At 65.8% G+C, this 19,621-nt stretch carries 21 protein-coding genes and 1 tRNA gene; 11 read left to right on the top strand and 11 right to left on the bottom strand.

Translation table 11 applies throughout. From position 1 onward, the window contains the following. Window positions 1–130: 130 nt before the first annotated feature. The gene (locus tag ABFA30_RS21190; RefSeq protein ID WP_253081485.1) at window positions 131–1,285 is read left to right on the top strand and encodes an MFS transporter; all 1,155 of its coding nucleotides are present in this window, start codon (window positions 131–133) and stop codon (window positions 1,283–1,285) included. Continuing rightward, window positions 1,285–1,821 carry a cupin domain-containing protein gene (locus ABFA30_RS21185; RefSeq protein WP_225787129.1) on the top strand — a complete coding sequence of 179 codons (537 nt, stop codon included), beginning with the start codon at window positions 1,285–1,287 and terminating at the stop codon, window positions 1,819–1,821. The genes ABFA30_RS21190 and ABFA30_RS21185 overlap by 1 nt, the downstream gene beginning before the upstream one ends. A gap of 80 nt (window positions 1,822–1,901) precedes the next feature. On the opposite strand, the gene ABFA30_RS21180 is transcribed toward ABFA30_RS21185, so the two are convergent. Continuing rightward, window positions 1,902–2,174 carry a DUF3509 domain-containing protein gene (locus tag ABFA30_RS21180; RefSeq protein ID WP_225787128.1) on the bottom strand — a complete coding sequence of 91 codons (273 nt, stop codon included), beginning with the start codon at window positions 2,172–2,174 and terminating at the stop codon, window positions 1,902–1,904. 269 nt (window positions 2,175–2,443) lie between these two features. Here ABFA30_RS21180 and ABFA30_RS21175 point away from each other — a divergent pair, with 269 nt between their 5' ends. Then, entirely contained in the window at window positions 2,444–2,965 is a 522-nt protein-coding gene (locus ABFA30_RS21175) for an ankyrin repeat domain-containing protein (protein WP_225787127.1), read from the top strand. Window positions 2,966–3,026: 61 nt separating this feature from the next. Further along, window positions 3,027–3,557 (top strand): hypothetical protein, encoded by a 531-nt coding sequence (locus ABFA30_RS21170; RefSeq protein ID WP_225787126.1) that lies wholly within the window; start codon window positions 3,027–3,029, stop codon window positions 3,555–3,557. 30 nt (window positions 3,558–3,587) lie between these two features. Here ABFA30_RS21170 and ABFA30_RS21165 read toward each other — a convergent pair whose 3' ends face one another. Then, a complete protein-coding gene (locus ABFA30_RS21165; RefSeq protein ID WP_368816496.1) occupies window positions 3,588–4,535 on the bottom strand; it encodes a ZIP family metal transporter in 948 nt (315 codons plus the stop codon). Window positions 4,536–4,660: 125 nt separating this feature from the next. Between ABFA30_RS21165 and ABFA30_RS21160 the strand changes: the two genes are divergently transcribed. From ABFA30_RS21160 to ABFA30_RS21145, 4 genes are all read left to right on the top strand, one after another. Beyond that, on the top strand, window positions 4,661–4,852 hold the full coding sequence (locus ABFA30_RS21160) for a PLDc N-terminal domain-containing protein (protein WP_225787124.1): 192 nt from the start codon (window positions 4,661–4,663) through the stop codon (window positions 4,850–4,852). Between the two features lie 144 nt (window positions 4,853–4,996). Then, the gene (locus ABFA30_RS21155; RefSeq protein WP_410045881.1) at window positions 4,997–7,078 is read left to right on the top strand and encodes an LTA synthase family protein; all 2,082 of its coding nucleotides are present in this window, start codon (window positions 4,997–4,999) and stop codon (window positions 7,076–7,078) included. A 128-nt stretch (window positions 7,079–7,206) separates the two neighbouring features. Continuing rightward, on the top strand, window positions 7,207–7,443 hold the full coding sequence (locus ABFA30_RS21150) for a hypothetical protein (protein WP_225787122.1): 237 nt from the start codon (window positions 7,207–7,209) through the stop codon (window positions 7,441–7,443). 182 nt (window positions 7,444–7,625) lie between these two features. Then, window positions 7,626–7,958 (top strand): ribonuclease E inhibitor RraB, encoded by a 333-nt coding sequence (locus ABFA30_RS21145; RefSeq protein ID WP_225787121.1) that lies wholly within the window; start codon window positions 7,626–7,628, stop codon window positions 7,956–7,958. A 14-nt stretch (window positions 7,959–7,972) separates the two neighbouring features. On the opposite strand, the gene ABFA30_RS21140 is transcribed toward ABFA30_RS21145, so the two are convergent. Further along, the gene (locus tag ABFA30_RS21140; RefSeq protein ID WP_253102443.1) at window positions 7,973–8,773 is read right to left on the bottom strand and encodes a cytochrome c; all 801 of its coding nucleotides are present in this window, start codon (window positions 8,771–8,773) and stop codon (window positions 7,973–7,975) included. 526 nt (window positions 8,774–9,299) lie between these two features. Between ABFA30_RS21140 and ABFA30_RS21135 the strand changes: the two genes are divergently transcribed. Continuing rightward, a complete protein-coding gene (locus tag ABFA30_RS21135; RefSeq protein WP_410045880.1) occupies window positions 9,300–10,037 on the top strand; it encodes an amidotransferase in 738 nt (245 codons plus the stop codon). Between the two features lie 72 nt (window positions 10,038–10,109). On the opposite strand, the gene ABFA30_RS21130 is transcribed toward ABFA30_RS21135, so the two are convergent. From ABFA30_RS21130 to ABFA30_RS21120, 3 genes are all read right to left on the bottom strand, one after another. Then, window positions 10,110–11,081, bottom strand: a complete 972-nt coding sequence (locus ABFA30_RS21130) for a magnesium and cobalt transport protein CorA (RefSeq protein ID WP_225787118.1) — start codon at window positions 11,079–11,081, stop codon at window positions 10,110–10,112. Between the two features lie 97 nt (window positions 11,082–11,178). Beyond that, window positions 11,179–11,919 (bottom strand): lysophospholipid acyltransferase family protein, encoded by a 741-nt coding sequence (locus tag ABFA30_RS21125; RefSeq protein WP_253081489.1) that lies wholly within the window; start codon window positions 11,917–11,919, stop codon window positions 11,179–11,181. A 157-nt stretch (window positions 11,920–12,076) separates the two neighbouring features. Next, the gene (locus ABFA30_RS21120; RefSeq protein ID WP_225787116.1) at window positions 12,077–12,766 is read right to left on the bottom strand and encodes a crotonase/enoyl-CoA hydratase family protein; all 690 of its coding nucleotides are present in this window, start codon (window positions 12,764–12,766) and stop codon (window positions 12,077–12,079) included. A 289-nt stretch (window positions 12,767–13,055) separates the two neighbouring features. Here ABFA30_RS21120 and ABFA30_RS21115 point away from each other — a divergent pair. After that, a tRNA-Ser gene (locus ABFA30_RS21115) sits at window positions 13,056–13,145 on the top strand. Window positions 13,146–13,259: 114 nt separating this feature from the next. On the opposite strand, the gene ABFA30_RS21110 is transcribed toward ABFA30_RS21115, so the two are convergent. From ABFA30_RS21110 to ABFA30_RS21090, 5 genes are all read right to left on the bottom strand, one after another. Continuing rightward, the gene (locus ABFA30_RS21110) at window positions 13,260–15,398 is read right to left on the bottom strand and encodes a TonB-dependent siderophore receptor (protein WP_410045879.1); all 2,139 of its coding nucleotides are present in this window, start codon (window positions 15,396–15,398) and stop codon (window positions 13,260–13,262) included. A 164-nt stretch (window positions 15,399–15,562) separates the two neighbouring features. Then, a complete protein-coding gene (locus tag ABFA30_RS21105; RefSeq protein WP_253081491.1) occupies window positions 15,563–15,940 on the bottom strand; it encodes a hypothetical protein in 378 nt (125 codons plus the stop codon). A gap of 239 nt (window positions 15,941–16,179) precedes the next feature. Next, window positions 16,180–17,367 (bottom strand): MFS transporter, encoded by a 1,188-nt coding sequence (locus tag ABFA30_RS21100; RefSeq protein ID WP_410045878.1) that lies wholly within the window; start codon window positions 17,365–17,367, stop codon window positions 16,180–16,182. 122 nt (window positions 17,368–17,489) lie between these two features. Beyond that, a complete protein-coding gene (locus ABFA30_RS21095) occupies window positions 17,490–17,972 on the bottom strand; it encodes a GreA/GreB family elongation factor (protein ID WP_225787112.1) in 483 nt (160 codons plus the stop codon). 2 nt (window positions 17,973–17,974) lie between these two features. After that, window positions 17,975–18,352 carry a hypothetical protein gene (locus ABFA30_RS21090; RefSeq protein WP_225787111.1) on the bottom strand — a complete coding sequence of 126 codons (378 nt, stop codon included), beginning with the start codon at window positions 18,350–18,352 and terminating at the stop codon, window positions 17,975–17,977. Between the two features lie 131 nt (window positions 18,353–18,483). Between ABFA30_RS21090 and earP the strand changes: the two genes are divergently transcribed. Further along, window positions 18,484–19,617, top strand: coding sequence for an elongation factor P maturation arginine rhamnosyltransferase EarP (earP, locus tag ABFA30_RS21085; RefSeq protein WP_410045877.1), 1,134 nt, complete (start codon window positions 18,484–18,486; stop codon window positions 19,615–19,617). Window positions 19,618–19,621: the final 4 nt, after the last annotated feature.

The raw sequence follows: 19,621 nt of genomic DNA, 5'->3' as shown, positions 1-19,621 counted from the left end.
TTTTCGCGGACAAGCCCGCTCCCACAGGTTCAACGCTGACGTGCAGAGCAGCGCAACCCCTGTAGGCGCGGGCTTGCCCGCGAATGGGTCGGTAGGCGACAACATTCCTGACTGACCGCCGGCCCGCCCCATGACCCCCATCCCTTATTGGCGCCTGTCCAGCTTCTACCTGTTCTACTTCGCCCTGCTCGGTTCCACCGCGCCGTTCCTGGCGTTGTACTTCGACCACCTGGGCTTTTCCCCGGCCCGCATCGGCGAGTTGGTAGCCATCCCCATGCTGATGCGCTGCATTGCGCCCAACCTGTGGGGCTGGCTGGGCGATCGCAGTGGCCAGCGCTTGCTCATCGTGCGCCTGGGCGCCTTGACGACCCTGGCGACCTTCTCGCTGATCTTCCTGGACAAGAGCTACGCCTGGCTGGCGTTGGTCATGGCCTTGCACGCGTTCTTCTGGCACGCGGTGCTGCCGCAGTTCGAGGTGATCACCCTGGCCCACCTGCATGGGCAGACCGCGCGCTACAGCCAGGTCCGCCTGTGGGGCTCGATCGGCTTCATCCTCACCGTGGTCGTCCTGGGTCGGTTGTTCGAATGGCTGAGCCTGGACATCTACCCGGTGGCCCTGGTGGTCATCATGGCAGGGATCGTCGCCGCCAGCTGCTGGGTGCCCAACGCCCAGCCGGTGGAGCATGCCGAACGCCGTGCGACGGGCGGCTTCCTGCGCCAGCTGGCGGCGCCGGGCGTGGCGGCCTTCTATGTATGCGTGGCGTTGATGCAACTGAGCCACGGGCCGTACTACACCTTCCTCACCCTGCACCTGGAGCACCTGGGCTACAGCCGTGGCGCCATCGGCCTGCTGTGGGCGCTGGGGGTGGTGGCCGAAGTGCTGGTGTTCATGGCCATGAGCCGGATCTTTACGCGCTTTTCCGTGCGCCAGGTGCTGCTGGCCAGCTTTCTCCTGGCGGCGCTGCGCTGGCTGCTGCTGGGCAACCTGGCCGACCTGCCCGCAGTGCTGGTGTTCGCCCAAGTATTGCACGCGGCCACCTTCGGCTGCTTCCATGCCGCGGCGATCGCCTTCGTCCAGGCCAGCTTCGGCGCCCGCCAGCAAGGCCAGGGCCAGGCGTTGTATGCGGCGTTGTCCGGCACCGGCGGTGCATTGGGCGCCTTGTATTCGGGCTACAGCTGGAAACTGCTGGGCCCGTCCTTCACCTTTGGTATGGCCAGCGTCGCGGCGCTGGCGGCAGCCGTTATCATTGCCATCCGTTCGAACCAGACCAGGAACAGCCCCTGATGAGCATTCTCAGCGTTTTCCACCCGTCCAGCCCGGAGCTGCCGAACAAGGTGCTGACCCACCACGACGATATCACCGCGACCCTGGCCGAGCAGGGCTTGCGGTTCGTGCACCGCCCGCATGAGCTGCGGGTTCGGCCGGGCAGCGGCCAGGACGAGGTGATGGCTGCCTGCAGCGGGCTGCTCGATCAACTGATGAGCGAGCATGGGGGCGCGGCCTTCACGTTGCTGAACCGCGACGGCGTGGACCCGGGGCAGATCGACTTGCGCGACGAGCACGTGCATGACGCCGATGAGGTATTCGCGGTGGTCACTGGCCGTGGGCAGGTCAGCCTGCGCGTGAACGATTACGTCTTTGCCGTGCTGTGCGAGAAAGGGGATGTGCTGGTGGTGCCGGCTGGGGTGCGGCGTTGGTTCGACCTGGGCGATGCGCCGTTCTGCCTGGCCTTGCGAGTGTTCGGCAGCGAGCAGGGGATGCCGCCGCGCTTCACCGGGGATGACAGTGCCCGGCAGTTTCCGGGGATCGATGAGTTCTAGCAGGGTCTGACCGCTTGAGCCCATCGCTGGCAAGCTGGCTTGCCAGCGATGGGCTGCAAAGCAGCCCCAACATCCTCGGATCAGCGATACGTCGGCAGGGCGAACCGCTGCTGGCTCTGCAACATCGAGATCACCGGCAGCTCACTGGCCTGTTCGGCCAGGTCGCGGCGAATGGCGCTGATCGCCCAGGACAGTTGCTCGGCGCTGTGCAGTTGGGCATACGACAGCACGCGGCGGGTGATCTTGCCATCGGCGGCGCGCAGGCTCAGCAGGATGCCGCCATCGGGGCGGGACTGGGTCTCGACCTGGTAGGCGCAGAAGACCGAGGCGAATTTTTCCTGGATGAGGTCCATATCAACTCCTGACTGTTATGTTTGCAGACGTGAGTTGAGTGTTGCAGCGACCGTGCCAGGCTTTACGGCCTTATAAAACCCTTTTGAATCAGTAGCTTACTCGTTTGTACGGATCGCTGGGCCGTGCATTCTGCATGGTCGTGCATTTTGCACAGTGCATTTTGCAAGGTCATAGGCTCTGTCTCTGGCCCCCATAGAGTCTGAACCTTTGACCCGCCGCCATTGCCTGACGAAGACTTGGGCTCCCAACGATGCCAGGAGGTTCCCCGATGTCCGACCAACAGCCCACCGCCATGACCGACGAAGAAACCGCCGCCTTCGCCGAGGAGGTGTTCGAACGGGCCCGCCGGGGCGATGCCCAGATGCTCGGGCGCCTGCTGGAAAGCGGCCTGCCAGCCAACCTGCGCAATCACAAGGGCGATACCTTGCTGATGCTGGCCAGCTACCACGGCCACCATGACGCGGTGCGGGTGTTGCTGGCCCATGGCGCCGATCCGCTGATCGCCAACGACAACGGCCAGTTGCCCATCGCTGGCGCGGCGTTCAAGGGCGACCTGGCGATGATCCGCCTGCTGCTGGAGCACGGTGTGCCGGTGGACGCGGCCGCAGCCGATGGGCGTACCGCACTGATGCTGGCGGCCATGTTCAACCGCCGCGAGATCCTCGACTACCTGCTGGCCCAGGGCGCCGACCCGGCGCGCCAGGATGTCCGTGGCGCCACCGCCCTGGCTGCGGCCCAGACCATGGGCGCGGTCGACACCGCCGCGCGCCTGCAGGCGCTGGCCGGCTAACCCTGCGGGGGCGTTTGCGGCTATCCTTGGCGACTTTTTTCGCCAGCGCAGGGCCCCCGTCATGAAAAACCAGTTGCTCGAACTCATCAGCCTCATCGGCGCCGGCTGCATGCGCGAGCAGGATATCGAGCGCATCGCCGACGAGGCCGCCCAGGCCTACGCCGATCCCGCCGGTTTTCTTGCCGCCAACCCGGACATCAACTACGACGACAGCTTCCCCATCCCCCTGGGCGAATGGGTGGTGGTCGGCAGCCTGCCGGACACCGTGCTGTTCCAGGCCGACAGCTACCAGGAACTGTTCCAGCGCATTACCGACTCGTTCGACAAGCGCGTGCCGTTCAACCTCAAGCCCAAGCAACTGGCGCGCACCGAGCCGCTGACGGCGCTCAACCGCATCCAGGTGCAGATGGCTGCGCTGAACAAGGAGGCCGGCGGTTATGTGCTGCTCAATTTCAGCCAGTTGCTCGATGACGAACTGCAGATGGTGATGGTGGGGCAGAACGACCTGGCGCGGGTGCTGGCGCTCGGTGCCGAGGTGGGGATCAAGGTGGAGCCGGCATTGGAGGCATTGAAGGTCGCGGTGCACGTCTGAGTCGGGGGCTGCAAAGCAGCCCCCAAAGGCTCAACCCAACGCGGTATCGAGGAACATCATCACCCCGAACCCACCCATCAACCCGAGGGTCGCCGCAGTCTGGTGGCCATTGCGGTGGGTTTCGGGAATCACCTCGTGGGACACCACGAAGATCATCGCGCCCGCCGCCAGGCCCATGCTCACCGGGTAGGCGAGGGCGAAGCCGGTGGATATCCCCAGCCCGATCACCGCGCCCAGGGGCTCCATCAGGCCAGAGCCCACGGCCACCAGCGCCGCTTTCAGGCTCGACAGCCCGGTGGCGCGCAAGGCCAGGGCCACGGCCAGGCCTTCGGGAATGTCCTGGATGGCGATGGCGCTGGTCAGCGGCAGGCCGATGTGCATGTCGCCATTGGCGAAGCTCACGCCAATGGCCATGCCTTCGGGCAGGTTGTGCAGGGTGATGGCCAGGACGAACAACCACACCCGGCTGATCCGTTCCGCCTCGGGGCCGCAGGGGCCAGTGCTTTCATGTTCGTGCGGGGTGAAGCGGTCCAGGCCGAGCATCAGCAGGACGCCCAGGCCCATGCCCAGCACCACGGTGAAGGCCGCGGCCGGTCCGTTGCCGGTGATCTCCCGGGCGGCATCCAGGCCGGGCAGGATCAGCGAGAAGGAGCTGGCGGCGAGCATCATGCCGGCGGCAAAGCCGAGCATCACGTCCTGGCTGCGCGCGCTGACGTCGCGCAGCACTATCGCCAGCACCGCGCCCAGGGCGGTGGCGCCGAAGCCGGACAGCCCGCCGAGCACCGCCAGGTGCAGGTACTGGGCATGGTCGCCGTGCACCGCGTTCCACAGGCTGGCCAGCAACAGGACGAGAATGGCCAGCAGGCTCACGCCAAGCCCGGCACTGAGCCAGGGCATGTCCTGGGCCTGTTGCCGCCAGGCGCTCAACAGCGAGACGGGGGCGGTGCTTTCGGTGCTTTCAGTCTGGGCAGGGGGCATACGGACCTCACGGCAATGTATGGAAACAGTCTACCCAGCGACCCACCCGGCTGGCCAAGGATTCCCCTCTATCGACGTGATAGCCGGCTATGCTCAGCAACACAGGTTGCCAAGGGAGTGAAGGCATGGGTTCGACATTCAACGGCCTGGTGGGCCTGATCATCCTGGTGTTGGACATCTGGGCGATCCTCAACGTTCTCAAGAGCAGTGCCGAGGTGGGCATCAAGGTGCTGTGGATTCTGCTGATCCTGTTGTTGCCGGTGATCGGGCTGATCATCTGGGCCATCGCCGGGCCCAGGGGCAACGTGCGCCTCTGAGCCAACATCGCTCGTCACGAAATTTTCACACCCGATTATCGAAAATCCGCGCCGCACGCAATGCTGCGTTGGCCCTATTGCCATGCCAGCTGCAGGGCGACACCGCCTTTTTCGCAAACCCGCAATCCTAGGATCTTCCCATTCATGGCTAACACGGATGCCTTGAAACAACGGGCCGTGCCGGCCCCGTTCGCGCCGACCCTCAAATCGCACCTGGCCTACACCTTGCTGAGCGCCCTGGTGATCATGCTGATGCTCAGCCTGGTCCGCCTGGCGCTGCTGGTCTACAACAGCGACATGATCGGCGACACGCCCCATGCGACCGTGGCCGAGGGCTTCTTCAACGGCCTGCGCTTCGACCTGCGCGTGGTGGTGTACCTCAGCATTCCGCTGCTGCTGGCGGTGCTCAGCCCCTGGGCCATGGCCCGTCGCGGGTTCTTCCGGCTGTGGCTGACGCTGACCGCGAGCATCGTGATGTTCCTGGGCCTGATGGAGCTGGACTTCTACCGGGAGTTCCACCAGCGCCTCAACGGCCTGGTGTTCCAGTACGTCCAGGAAGACTCCAAGACCGTCCTGAGCATGCTCTGGTACGGCTTCCCGGTGGTCCGCTACCTGCTGGCCTGGTTGTTCGGCACCTGGTTGCTGAGCCTGCTGTTCAAGGGCATCGACCGCCTGACCCGTGGCGCCGGCGGCGATCATGGCCAGGCTGCCGGGCGCCGCAGCATCACCCCTTGGTACAACCGCCTGGCGGTGTTCATGGTCGTCCTGCTGGTGGCCGTGGTCGCTGCCCGTGGCACCCTGCGCCAGGGGCCGCCGATGCGGTGGGGCGATGCCTTCACCACCGAGTCGAACTTCGTCAACCAGTTGGGCCTGAACGGTACCCTGACGCTGATCGACGCCGCCAAGAGCCGTTTCGGCGAAGACCGCGCCAATGTCTGGAAGGCTACCCTCGACCCCGAGGTGGCCCGGCAGAGCGTGCGCGATTTGCTGCTGACCACCAACGACACCCTGGTCGACGGCGACGAGGCGGCGGTGCGCCGTGACTTCGTGCCGCCGGCCGACCGTACCCTGCCGGTCAAGAACGTGGTGGTGATCCTCATGGAGAGCTTCGCCGGCCATTCGGTGGGCGCCCTGGGCGGCAACGGCAACATCACCCCGTACTTCGACAAGCTGGCCAAGGAAGGGCTACTGTTCGACCGCTTCTTCTCCAACGGTACCCATACCCACCAGGGCATGTTCGCCACCATGGCCTGCTTCCCCAACCTGCCGGGCTTCGAGTACCTGATGCAGACCCCCGAGGGCGGCCATAAGCTCTCCGGCCTGCCCGCGCTGCTCAGCACCCGCGACTACGACGACGTCTACGTCTACAACGGCGACTTCGCCTGGGACAACCAGTCCGGGTTCTTCGGCAACCAGGGCATGACCACCTTCATCGGCCGCAACGACTTCGTCAACCCGGTGTTCTCCGACCCGACCTGGGGGGTGTCCGACCAGGACATGTTCGACCGCGCCGCCGAGGAGCTGGCCCACAACTATGGCAAGAAGCCGTTCTATGCCCTGTTGCAGACCCTCTCCAACCACACCCCGTATGCCTTGCCCGAGGACCTGCCGGTGGAGAAGGTGACAGGCCAGGGCCGCCTGGACGAACACCTGACCGCCATGCGCTATTCCGACTGGGCCTTGGGTCAGTTCTTCGAGCAGGCGCGCAAGCAGCCGTACTTCAAGGACACCCTGTTCGTCATCGTCGGCGATCACGGCTTCGGCAACCACCAGCAGGTCACCGAGCTCGACCTGGGCCGCTTCAACGTGCCGCTGCTGCTGATCGCCCCGGGCATCCAGGAGAAGTTCGGCGCGGTGGACCACACCGTGGGTACCCAGGTCGACATCGTGCCGACCATCATGGGCCGTCTCGGTGGCCAGACTCGCCACCAGTGCTGGGGCCGCGACCTGCTCAACCTGCCGCAGGGCGACCCGGGCGTGGGCATGATCAAACCCTCGGGCAGCGAGCAGATCGTCGGCCTGGTGCAGGGCGATCGCATCCTCATCGAGTCCAAGGACATGAGCCCGCGGCTGTATCGCTACCAGCTGGGGCGCGAGTTCAAGGCCGAACTGATCCAGAGCCCCGACCAGCCGGAGTTGCTGAAGAAACTCGAGTCGTACATCCAGACGGCCACCAAGAGCCTGCTGGACAACACGGCCGGCGTGGTCCACGGCACGCCGAAGTAGAACCAGGCGGGGCTGCAAGGCAGCCCCTCTGCCGCGCAACAAAGCCCAGGCCAGGACTGAACGAAAGCCCTCGCCAACGGTCAAGCATACAGGCGTCAACCGGTATTCCTTGATGGGAGGGCTGATCAATGAAAGAGTGGGAAGTCACCTTCGTCGACCAGGACGGTGTGCAGGGCTCGCTGCTGTACAACGCCGATCAACGCCCCAGCGACGAGGAGGCCGCACGGCTGATTCGTTCGCACTTGTTCCCGGTCATCGATGAACTGGACCTGAACGACTTCCAGGACCGTAGTCCATCCCCCACGGTGCGCTGGCTCAAGGAGCAGAGCGGCGTGTCCATCACCCGCATCAGCGAACGGCCCTGAACGTGGCCACTGGCGCCGTCCGGCGCCAGGCACTAGGATGCAACGAGGCACAGGTCTTTTCTGCGGGCCTTTGTCGGTTTCACTCGCGTCTCGCATCAGCTCGGTCTGCCAGGCACCTTGGGTGTGTCGGCAGGTGCGTAGTGCACGGAAAGTCTATCCATTGCTTTGCAGGAGGACGTTTCATGAGCAGCCAGAACGACGACATCAGCAGCAGTGTCCTTCGCCAGATGAAAGCTGGCGGTTTCGACTTCACCCGCATCCATCCCATCGAGTTCTACGCGGTGTTTCCCGACGAGGCCGGTGCGCGCCGGGCGGCGGGGCAGTTCCGCGGCGAATCCCTCAATGCCCAGGTGCGCGAACGCGACGACGGCGCCTGGCACCTGGAACTGAGCAAGATCATGTATGCCACCTACCGTGGTATCGGGGCCTTCGAAGAGGCTTTCGAACAGGTCGTCTCGCCCTTGGGCGGCGAGGTCGAGGGGTGGGGCGTCAAGCAGGAGCGGCCGGTTGCCTGAGTGGCTCCGGGATCTCACGGCTTACGCGTAGCCATGTGCGCCAGATAGGCGATCAGGTCGTCCAGTGCCTGATCGCTCAGCACGCTCTGCGCGAACCCCGGCATCCGCCCTTGCGGCCACTGCCGCAGGCTCTGCGGATCACGGATATAGCGACGCAGGAAACCCGGCTGGAAATACTCGGTCGGGTTGTATGGCACGTTCAGGTCCGGGCCGAACTGAGCGTCGCCTGCGCCGTTGAGCCGATGGCAGGCCAGGCAGTTCTGCTGGAACAGGGCAAACCCCCGGCGCACCGGATCGTCCGCCGGCAAGCCGGCATCGGGCAGCAGGGCAGGGAAGCGCGCCTGCACCGACGCCAGGCGACGGATCGTGGTGATCTGGAACGGCCATTGCTCCGGGCGGATACCGCTCGCCTGCGGATCGGTCCACACCAGGTAGAACGGCCCGGCGCTCGGCTTGCCAGGGCCCAGGGCCGGCCACGGCCTGGCGGGGTCTTCGATGGCCAGCCAGGCGCGTGCCGGGCCGGTCTGCAGCAAAGGGCCAGCGGGCATTTCCGCGGCGAAGCCGTCCAGTGCCACCGCCTGCAGGTGGTCGCCGGCGCCCACGCCGTCGAGCAGCGCGGCCAGGGGCACGGCGCGGTACTGCATGGGGCGCTTGTAGGAGACGTCCTGGGCGATGCTGATGTCCCGGGCTTGCGGGTGGGCGAGCAGCTCGGCGCTTTGCCACTGGCCGTGCCTGTCGCCCAGGTCCAGGTGCAGTTGGGCCGCCGACAGCGGCAGGCAGAGCAGGAAGGTCAGCAAGGCGAAGCAGTGGCGCATGGGTGATCTCCAACCGTCAGGGTCGGCAGATTACCTGTGCGTTGCCCGCAAGAGCCACCGCTGCGTTCATCCGAACAGACGTGTCAGGTTCGGCAGGATCAGCAGCAAGGTCGTGGCGAAGAGTATGAGCCCGGCTTGGCGTATCTTGGGTTGTCTGAACATGGCGGACCGCCTTCTTGTTGTTATTCCTGAATAGCCCTTGGCTTCCTTGTCTCGCTTCGGGTCGATCGCAGTGGCGTGGCTGCACGCCATTCCTGCTTGCCTCTTGTGTCTGGATATACAACCAACAGTAGGGCGCGCGTCATCCATGTTTCAGAACCCTTTGTTCTAGATTTTTTTCTGTAGATTTCCATTGGTTTTAAGGCCAATGGCCAGCTCGCTGGCATGCTCTGGCTAGACGGGTGCGCGAAGGGGGTTACCAAGGGTGACAGGCACTACCGTTCGTCAGCGCATCCTACTTGCTTGTACGTGCCTTTCGCGTCAGTCTCTACAGCAAATCCCACCCATGTCGTTCAGGACTATCCTTATGTCGTTACGCATCTGCATCCTTGAAACCGATGTCCTGCGACCGGAGCTGACCGCGCAGTACCAGGGCTACGGAAGGATGTTCGAGCAGCTGTTCTCGCGTCAGCCGATCGCCGCCGAGTTTCGCGTGTACAACGTGATGAACGGCGAGTATCCCCCCGAAGACGAAACCTTCGCTGCCTACCTGGTGACCGGCAGCAAGGCCGACTCGTTCGGGAGCGACCCCTGGATCCAGACCCTCAAGGCCTACCTGCTCAAGCTGTACGAGCGTGGCGAGAAGCTGCTGGGTGTGTGTTTCGGCCATCAGGTGCTGGCGCTGGTGCTCGGCGGCAAGGCCGAACGGGCCGAGCAGGGCTGGGGCCTGGGCATCCACCGCTACAGCCTGGCCGCCCATGCGCCGTGGATGGACCCGGAGGTGTCGGAGCTGACCCTGTTGATCAGCCACCAGGATCAGGTCACCCAGCTCCCGGAGGGGGCCACGGTGATCGCCTCCAGCGACTTCTGCCCCAATGCCGCGTACCACATTCGCGACCAGGTGCTGTGCTTCCAGGGCCACCCGGAGTTCGTGCACGAATACTCCCGGGCGCTGCTCGATGCACGCCAGGAGGTTCTGGGCGACGAGGTTTACCAGCGGGCGATCGCCAGCCTGGCCGAGGACCACCAGGGCGATCTGGTGGGCAAGTGGATGCTGCGTTTCATCGGGCATTCGGGCAAGAAGGCCAAGGAGAACGCGGCCTAGGTTTGGCGTTTCATCGAGTGGGGCCGCTTTGCGGTCCTTCGCGGGCTTGCCCGCGAAGGGCGCGGCGAAAATCTACAACCAGCCAGAACGCTTGAAGCTGGCATACAGCGCCGTGCAACCCACCCCGATCACCCCCAGTATCCCGAAATAGCCATAGTGCCAGCCCAGCTCCGGCATGTTCTGGAAGTTCATCCCGTAGATCCCGGCAATGGCGGTAGGGAACGCCAGGATCGCCGCCCAGGCGGCGAACTTGCGTTGCACGATGCTCTGGCGCGACGACTCCAGCAGCATGCCGATCTCGATGGTCTGGCTGGCGATGTCGCGGATGCTGGCGAGGTCTTCCATCTGCCGGGTGACGTGGATCTGCACGTCACGGAAGTACGGGCGCATGTTCTTGTCGATGAAGGGGAAGCTCAGGCGCTGCAGCTCCTCGCTGACCTCCACCATCGGCGCCACGTAGCGGCGCAGGCGCAGGATGTCGCGGCGCAGGCTGTGCAGGCGCTGGATGTCTTCTTCCCTGAGCGAGTTGCCCAGCACGCTCTGCTCCAGTTCCTCGATCTCGCCGTGGATGGCTTCGCTGACCGGCTGGTAGTTCTCGGTGACGAAATCGAGCAGGGCATAGAGCACGAAGTCCTCGCCGTGCTCGAGCAGCAGCGGGCGCGCTTCGCAGCGCTGGCGCACCAGGGCGTAGGACTTGGAGTGGCCGTTGCGGCAGGTGATGATGTAGCCGTTGCCGGCGAAGATGTGGGTCTCGATGAACTCCAGCTTGCCTTCATGGCGCACTGGCGAATAGGTGACGATGAACAGGGCGTCGCCGAAGGTCTCGAGCTTTGGCCGGCTGTGTTTCTCCAGCGCGTCCTCGATGGCCAGCTCGTGCAGGTTGAACTGGCGCTGCAGGTTGGCCAGCTCCTCGGCGTTGGGTTCCTCCAGGCCGATCCAGACGAAGTGGCCGGGCTTGCGCGCCCATTCGCTGCCTTCGTCGATGTTGATGTTGGTGACCTTCCTGCCGGCGCTGTACACCGCCGCTGCCACGACTCGGCCCATGGTTGCTCGCTTTTTCGGTTGAACACGCAGATACAGCTTGGGCTGTGCCGGGCCATAGAGCAACCGTCGGCTGGCCTGGTGCATTGGGGCAAGCCACTCAACCGTTAGCCAGCTCGCCCTCCGCCCGCTCGAGCTCGCTGTCCATCCGGTCGATGCACTGCTGCATCTGCGTGCGGCACTGTTCGATCAGGGCCGGCAGGTCCTGCTGGCTCATGCCTGCGGTAGCGATCGGTGGCAGCGAGCGGACGATCACTGTGCGGCGCCGCCAGCTGTTGAGGCCCAGGCGTTTCGAATAGCGGCTGACGCACACTGGGACGATCGGCACACCGGCCTCGACGGCCATGTGGAACGCGCCTTTCTTGAACGCCAGCAGTTGTTCGCCAGGGTTGCGTGTGCCTTCGGGGAAGATCCAGATCGAGGTGCCATCGCCCAGGATCCGCGTAGTGACCTGCAAGGCCTTGCGCGCCTGGTAGGCGTTCTTGCGGTCTACCAGGACGTTGCCGCCGAGCCAGAACAGCTGGCCGAACAGCGGGATCCAGCCCAGGCTCTTCTTGCCGATGGCCACGGTGCGCCGGGGCACCACCTGGCCGAGGATGAACAGGTCGAAATTGGACTGGTGGTTGGCGACGATGACGCAGCCCGGCGGCTGGTCCCACAGCGGGCCGACCTCGGCCTTGACCTGGATGCGCATCAGCCAGGCGGCGGGCACGCTGTAGAGGCGGGCGAACAGGCGGCTGTTATCGGGGTTGAACGGGCGGCACAGGCCGATGACCAGGCCCACCACGCCAACGAGCAAGAAATGCAGCGCCAGAAGGAGCATGCGGAGCATATAGAGCATGATACGACTCACACCAGACAGTCGCGGCGCAGTGTACGGCTGTACACTGTCCGGGGCAAACCCTGGGTGGGCAGTGCAGGCCTGCTCGCGGGCAAGCCTGCTCCGATGATCGATTCGGACCTTGGGAACCGGCTTGTCGGCGAATGGGTCGGTAAGGTCAGCCGAGATGCTGCTGGTCCCGCACGATGGCCGCGTCCAGCGTATCGAGCAGCCCTTTGCGCACCTTCAGCTTGGTGTTCTTGTGGGCCAGCATGTTCAGCTTCTTCAACTCGCGAGCCGTCGCCAGGGCGACCTCCTGCAGTTGCTCGGCCGGTACCACTTTATCGAGAAAGCCGGCATCTACCGCAGCCAGGGGATCGAACACCTCGGCATTGATCACCGAACGATGGAAGGCCGAGCGACGCAGGCGGTCGCGGGCCAGCTCGATGCCGGCATGGTGCATGGTCATGCCGATCTGCACTTCGTTCAGGCAGATCTTGTACGGCCCCTCGACCCCGATGCGGTAGTCGACCGAGAGCAGCAGGAAGGCGCCCTTGGCCACGGCATTGCCGGGGCAGGCGACGATCACCGGGAACGGGTGGGCGAGCAGGCGGCGGGCCAGGGTGGAGCCGGCGGTGACCAGGTTGATCGCTTCCTTGGGGCCGGATGTCATCACCTTGAGGTCGTAGCCGCCGGAGAGAATGCCCGGCTGGCCGGTGATGATCACCACCGCGCGCTCTTGTTCGGCGCGGTCCAGGGCGGCGTTGAAGGCCGTGATGACATCCGGCGAGATGGCGTTGACCTTGCCGTTGTTCAGGGTCAGGGTGGCGATGCCGTCTTCGGCGTGGTAGGTAATCAGCTCGCTCATGACAGAGTCCTTTGGGTGGCGTGGCGACGACGTTACCCAGCGGCGCGGGCCAGGTAAAGCGGCAAGGCTGACTGGTCGGTCAGCAGTTGCGGGCATGCCGTGCGGCATCGGGGCAGGGGCCTTGGCTGGCTGCAAAAGCGCGGGGCAGATTGGCAGCATCGCCCTGGCGCCCAGGGTTTTTTGGGCGAAGGGCTTAAGCGCATGAAAATTCTGAAAAAAATGCTTGCCAAAGGGAATGGCTTCTACTAAATTAGCGCGCCTCGACAGGCTGAACAGCTTGAAGAGATCCGGTGAAGTGTCCGAGTGGTCGAAGGAGCACGCCTGGAAAGTGTGTATACGGGAAACCGTATCAAGGGTTCAAATCCCTTCTTCACCGCCACATTCCGCAAGAAGCCCCCGCGCTGAAAAGCCCGGGGGCTTTTTGTTTTCTGGCATGGTTCAGGGCCAAGCGGGGCCTTGTGATCCTGGGGCCGCAAAGCGGCCCCAGGGCCCCTCAGAAACTCACCGACGCCGACAACCGCGCCGTACGCGGCGCCCCCTGGAACAGGTAGTTGTCTCCCAGGTAATCCCCCACATCGCGCCAGTAGCGTTTGTCGAAGACGTTGTCCACCGTCAGCCGCAGCACCGTGTCATACCCGCCGATGCGCGTGCGGTAGCGGCTGCCGATATCGAACACGGTATAACCGCCGACCTCGACATTGCCCGCCTGGCTGGCGTACTTGCTGGCGCTGTAGCGGGCGCCGCCGAGCAGCGCCAGGCCTGCGACCGGCAGGCTGTAGTCGGCCTGCAACGCGGCGCGCAGCCGGGGCACGTTGATCGCCTGGTGGCCTTCGTAGGCGTCGGTGCCGCTGTTCTGCACCCGGGCGCGGATCGCCGCGGCGCTGGCCTGGAGCTGCAGGCGCGAGGTCAGCCAGCCGCTGGCGCCCAGCTCCAGGCCGGTGTTCTTCTGCTGGCCTTGCTGCACGTAGGTGAAGGCACCGTCAGCCTCGGGGCGTGCGTACTGGTAGGCCTGGCGGATCTGGAACAGCGCGGCGCTGAAGCTCATGCCCTGCCAGTCGCGCTTGATGCCCACCTCCAGTTGGCGCGACAGGGTGGGGGCGAGGATCTGGGCCTGGTTGGTGGCGTACCAGGGGGCGGTGCCGCCCGCGGACAGGCCCTTGGAGTAGCTGGCGTACAGCGTGGTATCCGGGCGCGGCTTGTAGATCAGTGCGGCGTTGGGCAGCAGTTGGTACTTCTGGGTATGGCGACCCGCGACACCGTTCTCGTCCCAGGTCTTCTCGTCCAGGCGGACTTCGCGGGCACCGAGGACGGCCTGCCAGTGTTCGTCGAAGGTGATGCGGTCGCTGACGAACAGGCCGTACTGGCGGCTGTCCAGGCGGCGCTCGCTCGAACCGACGGGCCTGTCGGACGGCGGCAGCGCCGGGGCGCCGGTATGGATGTTGCCGGTGCCAATCCACTCGTTGTAGTACGGCCGCTGGTCGAGGGTGCGGCGTTGGGCGCTGGTGCCCAGGGTCAACTCGTGGCCCAGGCCCAGGGCCTCGAAGTGCCCGGCGAGCATGGCCTGGGCCTCGTCGACGCGCCGGGTGTCGTCCGGGCTGCGAAAGTCATAGATGTCGTAGTCGCCTTCAGGGCTGAAATGGGGCGCCCAGCCTGCTTGGCTACCCCACGCGAACGAACTGTAGTCGTCGATCACCACCTTGCTGCGCGAGGCGCTCAGGGTGGCGCTCCAGGCATCGCTGAAGCGGTACTCGAAACGCCCGCCCAGGTTCAGCGAATCGGTTTGCACCGGCTTGGCCCAATGCTGGTAGGCCAGGCGGTCGTCGGGGTCGATGCCATGGGGCACCTCGGTACCGCCGAGCAACTGGTAGCCCGGCACCGAACGTTGTTCACGGTGCTGGTATTCGGCATCCAGTTGCACGGTGGCGTTGGGGGTGATCTGCCAGTCGAAGGCCAGGGAGGCGAAATCGCGCTTGCCGTCGGCATGGTCGACATAGGAGCGGATGTCTTCGTGGGCCAGGTTGGCGCGCAGGCCGAACTGCCGTTCGCTGCCGAACCAGCCGCCCAGGTCGGTGGCCAGGTAGCGTTCGCCCTGTTCGTTGCTCGAGACGCTGATGCTGCGCACATCCTCCGGACGCTTGGTCACGTAGTTGACCAGCCCGCCCGGCGCCGACACGCCGCTCTGCAACCCTGACAGCCCCTTGAGCAGTTCTACCTGTTGCTTGTTCTCCAGGGCCACGTTCTGCTCGCCGGCGATGGTCTGGCCGTTGATCCGGTAGCTGCTGGCGGCGTTGAGCTCGAAGCCGCGCACGTTGAAGTTCTCGTAGTAGCCGATGGGCGCGTAGCTCTCGCCCACCGAGGCGTCGCTTTGCAGCACCTCGCTGAGCAGGCGCACCTGGCGGTCCTGCAGCAGCGGCTGGCCGAACACGCTGACCGAGGCCGGGGTATCGAGCAGGGGCGCGGCCTGCCAGCCGCCTGCCTGGGCCTCGCGCACCTGGTAGCCGTCGTCGCCATAGCGCTCCGATACGCGCAAGGGCGCCAGGGTGACGCTGTCGTCGGCAAGGCCCTGGCCGCTGTGCAGGGCAAGGCCCAGGCCGAGCAGGCTCAGGGGCAGGCGGGGGCGAGGCGAGGTCATGCAAGGGCTCCTTGAAAGGCGGGCGGTGCGGGTGTGTCGGGCAGTGGGGCCGGCCGGTCTTTGTGCCGGTCAGGCAAAAGGGCGCCATGTTAGCAGGCACGGGCGCGCCGGGTGCCTGCATTTCGCAGGCGCCCGGCTAGTGGACGGATGGGGTGGCGGCGGATTCAGCGAGCCGGTGGCCGCTGGTGCCTGCGCCAGGTGTCGTCGATCTTCGACCAGGTCTTGCCATCGGTGATGGCCATCAGCTTGCGGCCATCCTTGAAGGTGGCGACGAAGGTGGCTTCTTCTTCCTTGCCTCCCAGCCAGAGGCCGGCGAGCAGGCCGACCGGGCCCGCCACCAAGGCACCGGCCACGCCCCAGCCGAGCGTGCTGCCCAGGCTGCGGCTGGATTCCAGGCTGGCCAGCTTGAGATCCTTGATGCGCGCCAGCGAGATCCGCTCGCCGGGCGAGGGGCTGCGCGGGGTCTTGAGGGTGAGCGCTCCATTGCGATACTCGCCTTCACCTTGCAAGAAATCGCCGGATTGCACCGTGAGCCTTGTCATTGTGTCGTCCTGTCAGGGAAAGGGCTGTGGCTAGCAGTTAATGAGCGCTACGGCAGCGGCCAAGTCAACGAGCAGGCGACGGAGGGTGGATGGCAGGTTGCCGCATGCTTGGGCAGGGTGTCAGTGAGGGCCTATTCGTGGGCAAGCCCGCTCCCACAGGGTGCGCGCTGCTCTTGAGACCGGCGCAAGACCTGTGGAAGCCGGCTTGCCGGCGATGGGTTGCAGGGCAGCCCTAGCGCTCACGCGGCCTGGACAGCCACCTTGCGCTTGCGCTCGGCCAGCCCCCAGACCACCAGGGCCAGCGTCCCGATCGCCGCGCCGGCCACGACGATCCCCGTCCAGCCATGGCGCTGGAACAGCTGGGTCCCCAGCAGCGAGCCGAGTGCACCGCCAATGAAGTAGCAGGTGATGTACCCGGCATTGAGCCGCGTGCGCGCTTCCGGCCGTAGGACGATCACCGCGTTCTGGTTGCTGACGTGCACCAGTTGCACCGCCAGGTCGAGCAGCAGCACGCCCAGCAGCAGCGCGACCAGCGACGTCTGGGCGAAGCCCAACGGTATCCACGACAGCAGCAGGGCGACCAGGCCGACGGTGGTGCCCAACTCCCCGCGACCGCGGTCGGCCAGGCGCCCTGCCCAGTTGGCCGACAGCGCACCCGCCGCGCCGGCCAGGCCGAACAGGCCGATCACCGCGTCGGAGTAATGGTAGGGTTCGCGGGCCAGGAGAAACGCCAGTGGCGTCCAGAACAGGGCGAACAGGCTGAACGCCAGCAGGCCCAGCAGCGAACGCAGGCGCAGCACCGGCTCTTCGATGAAGAGGCGGAACACCGAGCCGATCAGCGCGGGGTACTTCAACCCAGCATGGCTGTGGTGCTGCGGCAGGCTACGGTACAGGGCGATGGCGGACACGGCCATCAGCAGCGCGGCCAGCACGTAGATGCTGCGCCAGCCACCCAGTTCGGCCATGAAGCCAGCGGCGGTGCGGGCCAGCAGGATGCCCAGCAGCAGGCCGCTCATCAGCGTGCCCACGGCCCGGCCGCGTTGTTCCGGCGAACTGAGCGCCGCGGCCAGCGGCACCAGGATCTGTGCCACCACCGAGAACAGTCCGGTCAAGGCGGTGCCGAGCAGCAGCCAGGGTAGGCTCGGTGCACAGGCGCTGATCACCAGGCCCAGGGCGGAGATAGCGACCATGACGACGATCAGGCGGCGCTGCTCGAACATGTCGCCCAGCGGGGCCAGCAGGAGCAGGCCGGCACCATAGCTGAGCTGGGCGGCGATGACGATGGTGCCGGCGGTGGCGGTATCCAGGCCGAACTGTTCGGCGATGCTGTGCAGCAGCGGTTGGGCGTAGTAGTTGCTGGCCACGGCCAGGCCGGTGGCGGTGGCCATCAGCAGGATCAGGGCGCGGCTCAGGGCGGGGGCGTTCATGGCAGCTCTCGGGGCGGATGGTTCAACAGGCAGGCAAGTGGCCGGCATGATAGCAACTGGCGGCGGGCTTGCCCTCAGTTAAGGCTTTCAGTTGCCATTTGGGGCCGTTTCGCAGCCCCAGCCTAGACGACCTCCACCACGATTTGCACCTGCGCCTGCCCACCCAGCACCAGGCTCACTTCGTCATCCTGCCGCTTGCCGAGCAATTGCTGCCCCAAGGGCGAGCGCGGGGTGATGACGGTCACTTGCTCCTCGCCCTCGCCAATCTTCAGCCCGGCCCCCTCGGGCCCGAGAAACAGCCGGCGCGGGTGGCCAGCCTCGTCCTCCAGGGTGACCAGGTTGCTGACCTGGATCCCACGCGCCGGATCGTAGTCGCGCAGCAACAACTGCTGGTAGGCCAGCAGCGCCTGGCGGATCTCGGCGGTGCGCCGGGCCTGGCCGGTGGCCAGGTACGAGGCCTCCAGGCTGAGGGTGTCGTACTTGTTCTCGGCGATGTTCTCTTCGGCGGTGGCGGCCTCGTAGGCGGCCTGGGCTGCGCGGCGCAGCACGTCCATGTCGTGTTCGAGGGTTTCGACGATACGGGCGAGCAGGGTGGTTTTGTCCATGGTCAGTAGCAGAACTCCAGCACGTTGGCCTGGCTCTTGTCGGTGGGCGCGGTACGGTTCTGCTGCAGCCAGAACTGGCACTTGGGGTTGTTCAGGTTGCGTGGGCTGCCCTGGGCGGTTTCGGCGGCTTGCTGCATTTGCTGGCGGTGCAGGATCTGCTTGTAGCGCTCGAACATCTCGGCCTGGGCATCGGCCGGTTGCGCGGGGGCAGCCGTGGCCGGCGCGATGGCCTGGGCCAGCGGTTGCACCTGCTGCGGCCACAATTGCCAGGCCAGCCACAGGCTCAGGGCAATGGCCACGGCACCGAGCCACAGGCCGAAGGCCACGCAGAGAATGAGCTGCAGGGGCTTTAGGGTTATCTTCAGTTCGCGGCGGGGCATGGCGGCCTCCTGGCAGGGCGGGTCGTGAGTGCATTGTCGCATGGCGGGGCAGGCATTTTTCAGCAGCCCTTTCGCCGGCGAGCATTTATCCGCAGAATCCGCGGTTTTTCCGCGTAGCGAGGGGCGTGGGCATGAAAGCCACCTGGGACATCTTCTGCACGGTCGTCGACAACTACGGCGACATCGGCGTGACCTGGCGCCTGGCTCGGCAACTGGTGGCCGAGCATGGGCTGGCGGTGCGCCTGTGGGTGGATGACCTGAACGCCTTCGTGCGCCTGTGCCCGCAGGCCGAGGCTGCGGCCGAGCGGCAGTGGCAGGCCGGTGTCGAGGTACGTCGCTGGCCGGCCGAGTGGCAGCCGGCCGGCACCGCCGATGTGGTGATCGGCGCCTTCGGTTGCCGCTTGCCGGCCGACTACATCGAGGCCCTGCGCTTGCGTCCGGTGCCTGCGCTGTGGCTGAACCTGGAATACCTCAGCGCCGAGGAGTGGGTGGAGGGTTGCCATGGCCTGGCTTCGCCCCAGGCCAATGGGCTGCGCACGCTGTTCTTCTTCCCCGGCTTTACCGACAAGACCGGTGGGCTGCTGCGCGAGGCCAGGTTGCTGGCGCGGCGCCAGGCCTTCGAGGCGGACCCGGCGGCGCGCGCGACGTTTCTCGGCGGCCTGGGTGTACAGGTGGAGGAAGACGTGCGGCTGATGTCGCTGTTCGCCTACGAGAACGGGCAACTGGGCAACTGGCTCCAGGCCCTGGCCGAGGATGGGCAGGCCACGCACCTGCTGGTGCCCGAGGGGCGCAGCCTCGCCGATGTGCGCGCCTGGCTGGGCGAACCGGGGCTGGCGGTCGGCGATGTGCGACGCCAGGGGGCGCTGACCGTGCAGATCCTGCCGTTCGTCAGCCAGGACGACTACGACCACCTGCTCTGGTGTTGCGACTTCAACGCCGTGCGCGGCGAGGACTCCTTCGTCCGCGCCCAGTGGGCGGGCCGGCCGCTGCTGTGGCACATCTACGTGCAGGAGGAGAATGCCCACTGGGAAAAGCTCGAAGCCTTCCTCGGGCTTTATCGCCAGGGCCTGTCGCAGGCGGCGGGGGATGCGCTGGTCGATCTGTGGCGTGCCTGGAACATGGACCGCGACATGGGCGAGGCCTGGCGCCGGGCCCTGGGGCACTGGCCGGAACTGCAGGCCCACGCCCGCCAATGGAGCGCCGCGCAGGCCGCTCGGCCGGACCTTGCCACGACGCTGGTACAGTTTTACCGAAATTGGCTATGATATG

The sequence above is a fragment of the Pseudomonas sp. HLMP genome (assembly GCF_046365545.1).
In the GTDB taxonomy this organism is placed as follows: domain Bacteria; phylum Pseudomonadota; class Gammaproteobacteria; order Pseudomonadales; family Pseudomonadaceae; genus Aquipseudomonas; species Aquipseudomonas guariconensis_B.
This window is presented reverse-complemented; position numbering and strand designations above follow the sequence as displayed.

What these genes read in the sequence shown, in the direction of transcription:
- ABFA30_RS21155 (WP_410045881.1), top strand. Translation starts at nt 4,997, where the DNA reads ATGGCTAACACGGATGCCTTGAAACAACGGGCCGTGCCGGCCCCGTTC.
- ABFA30_RS21130 (WP_225787118.1), bottom strand. Translation starts at nt 11,081, where the DNA reads ATGGGCCGAGTCGTGGCAGCGGCGGTGTACAGCGCCGGCAGGAAGGTC.
- ABFA30_RS21150 (WP_225787122.1), top strand. Translation starts at nt 7,207, where the DNA reads ATGAAAGAGTGGGAAGTCACCTTCGTCGACCAGGACGGTGTGCAGGGC.
- ABFA30_RS21110 (WP_410045879.1), bottom strand. Translation starts at nt 15,398, where the DNA reads ATGACCTCGCCTCGCCCCCGCCTGCCCCTGAGCCTGCTCGGCCTGGGC.
- ABFA30_RS21170 (WP_225787126.1), top strand. Translation starts at nt 3,027, where the DNA reads ATGAAAAACCAGTTGCTCGAACTCATCAGCCTCATCGGCGCCGGCTGC.
- ABFA30_RS21175 (WP_225787127.1), top strand. Translation starts at nt 2,444, where the DNA reads ATGTCCGACCAACAGCCCACCGCCATGACCGACGAAGAAACCGCCGCC.
- ABFA30_RS21180 (WP_225787128.1), bottom strand. Translation starts at nt 2,174, where the DNA reads ATGGACCTCATCCAGGAAAAATTCGCCTCGGTCTTCTGCGCCTACCAG.
- ABFA30_RS21135 (WP_410045880.1), top strand. Translation starts at nt 9,300, where the DNA reads ATGTCGTTACGCATCTGCATCCTTGAAACCGATGTCCTGCGACCGGAG.
- ABFA30_RS21105 (WP_253081491.1), bottom strand. Translation starts at nt 15,940, where the DNA reads ATGACAAGGCTCACGGTGCAATCCGGCGATTTCTTGCAAGGTGAAGGC.
- ABFA30_RS21100 (WP_410045878.1), bottom strand. Translation starts at nt 17,367, where the DNA reads ATGAACGCCCCCGCCCTGAGCCGCGCCCTGATCCTGCTGATGGCCACC.
- ABFA30_RS21125 (WP_253081489.1), bottom strand. Translation starts at nt 11,919, where the DNA reads ATGCTCTATATGCTCCGCATGCTCCTTCTGGCGCTGCATTTCTTGCTC.
- ABFA30_RS21090 (WP_225787111.1), bottom strand. Translation starts at nt 18,352, where the DNA reads ATGCCCCGCCGCGAACTGAAGATAACCCTAAAGCCCCTGCAGCTCATT.
- ABFA30_RS21160 (WP_225787124.1), top strand. Translation starts at nt 4,661, where the DNA reads ATGGGTTCGACATTCAACGGCCTGGTGGGCCTGATCATCCTGGTGTTG.
- ABFA30_RS21140 (WP_253102443.1), bottom strand. Translation starts at nt 8,773, where the DNA reads ATGCGCCACTGCTTCGCCTTGCTGACCTTCCTGCTCTGCCTGCCGCTG.
- ABFA30_RS21095 (WP_225787112.1), bottom strand. Translation starts at nt 17,972, where the DNA reads ATGGACAAAACCACCCTGCTCGCCCGTATCGTCGAAACCCTCGAACAC.
- ABFA30_RS21120 (WP_225787116.1), bottom strand. Translation starts at nt 12,766, where the DNA reads ATGAGCGAGCTGATTACCTACCACGCCGAAGACGGCATCGCCACCCTG.
- ABFA30_RS21165 (WP_368816496.1), bottom strand. Translation starts at nt 4,535, where the DNA reads ATGCCCCCTGCCCAGACTGAAAGCACCGAAAGCACCGCCCCCGTCTCG.
- ABFA30_RS21190 (WP_253081485.1), top strand. Translation starts at nt 131, where the DNA reads ATGACCCCCATCCCTTATTGGCGCCTGTCCAGCTTCTACCTGTTCTAC.
- earP (WP_410045877.1), top strand. Translation starts at nt 18,484, where the DNA reads ATGAAAGCCACCTGGGACATCTTCTGCACGGTCGTCGACAACTACGGC.
- ABFA30_RS21185 (WP_225787129.1), top strand. Translation starts at nt 1,285, where the DNA reads ATGAGCATTCTCAGCGTTTTCCACCCGTCCAGCCCGGAGCTGCCGAAC.
- ABFA30_RS21145 (WP_225787121.1), top strand. Translation starts at nt 7,626, where the DNA reads ATGAGCAGCCAGAACGACGACATCAGCAGCAGTGTCCTTCGCCAGATG.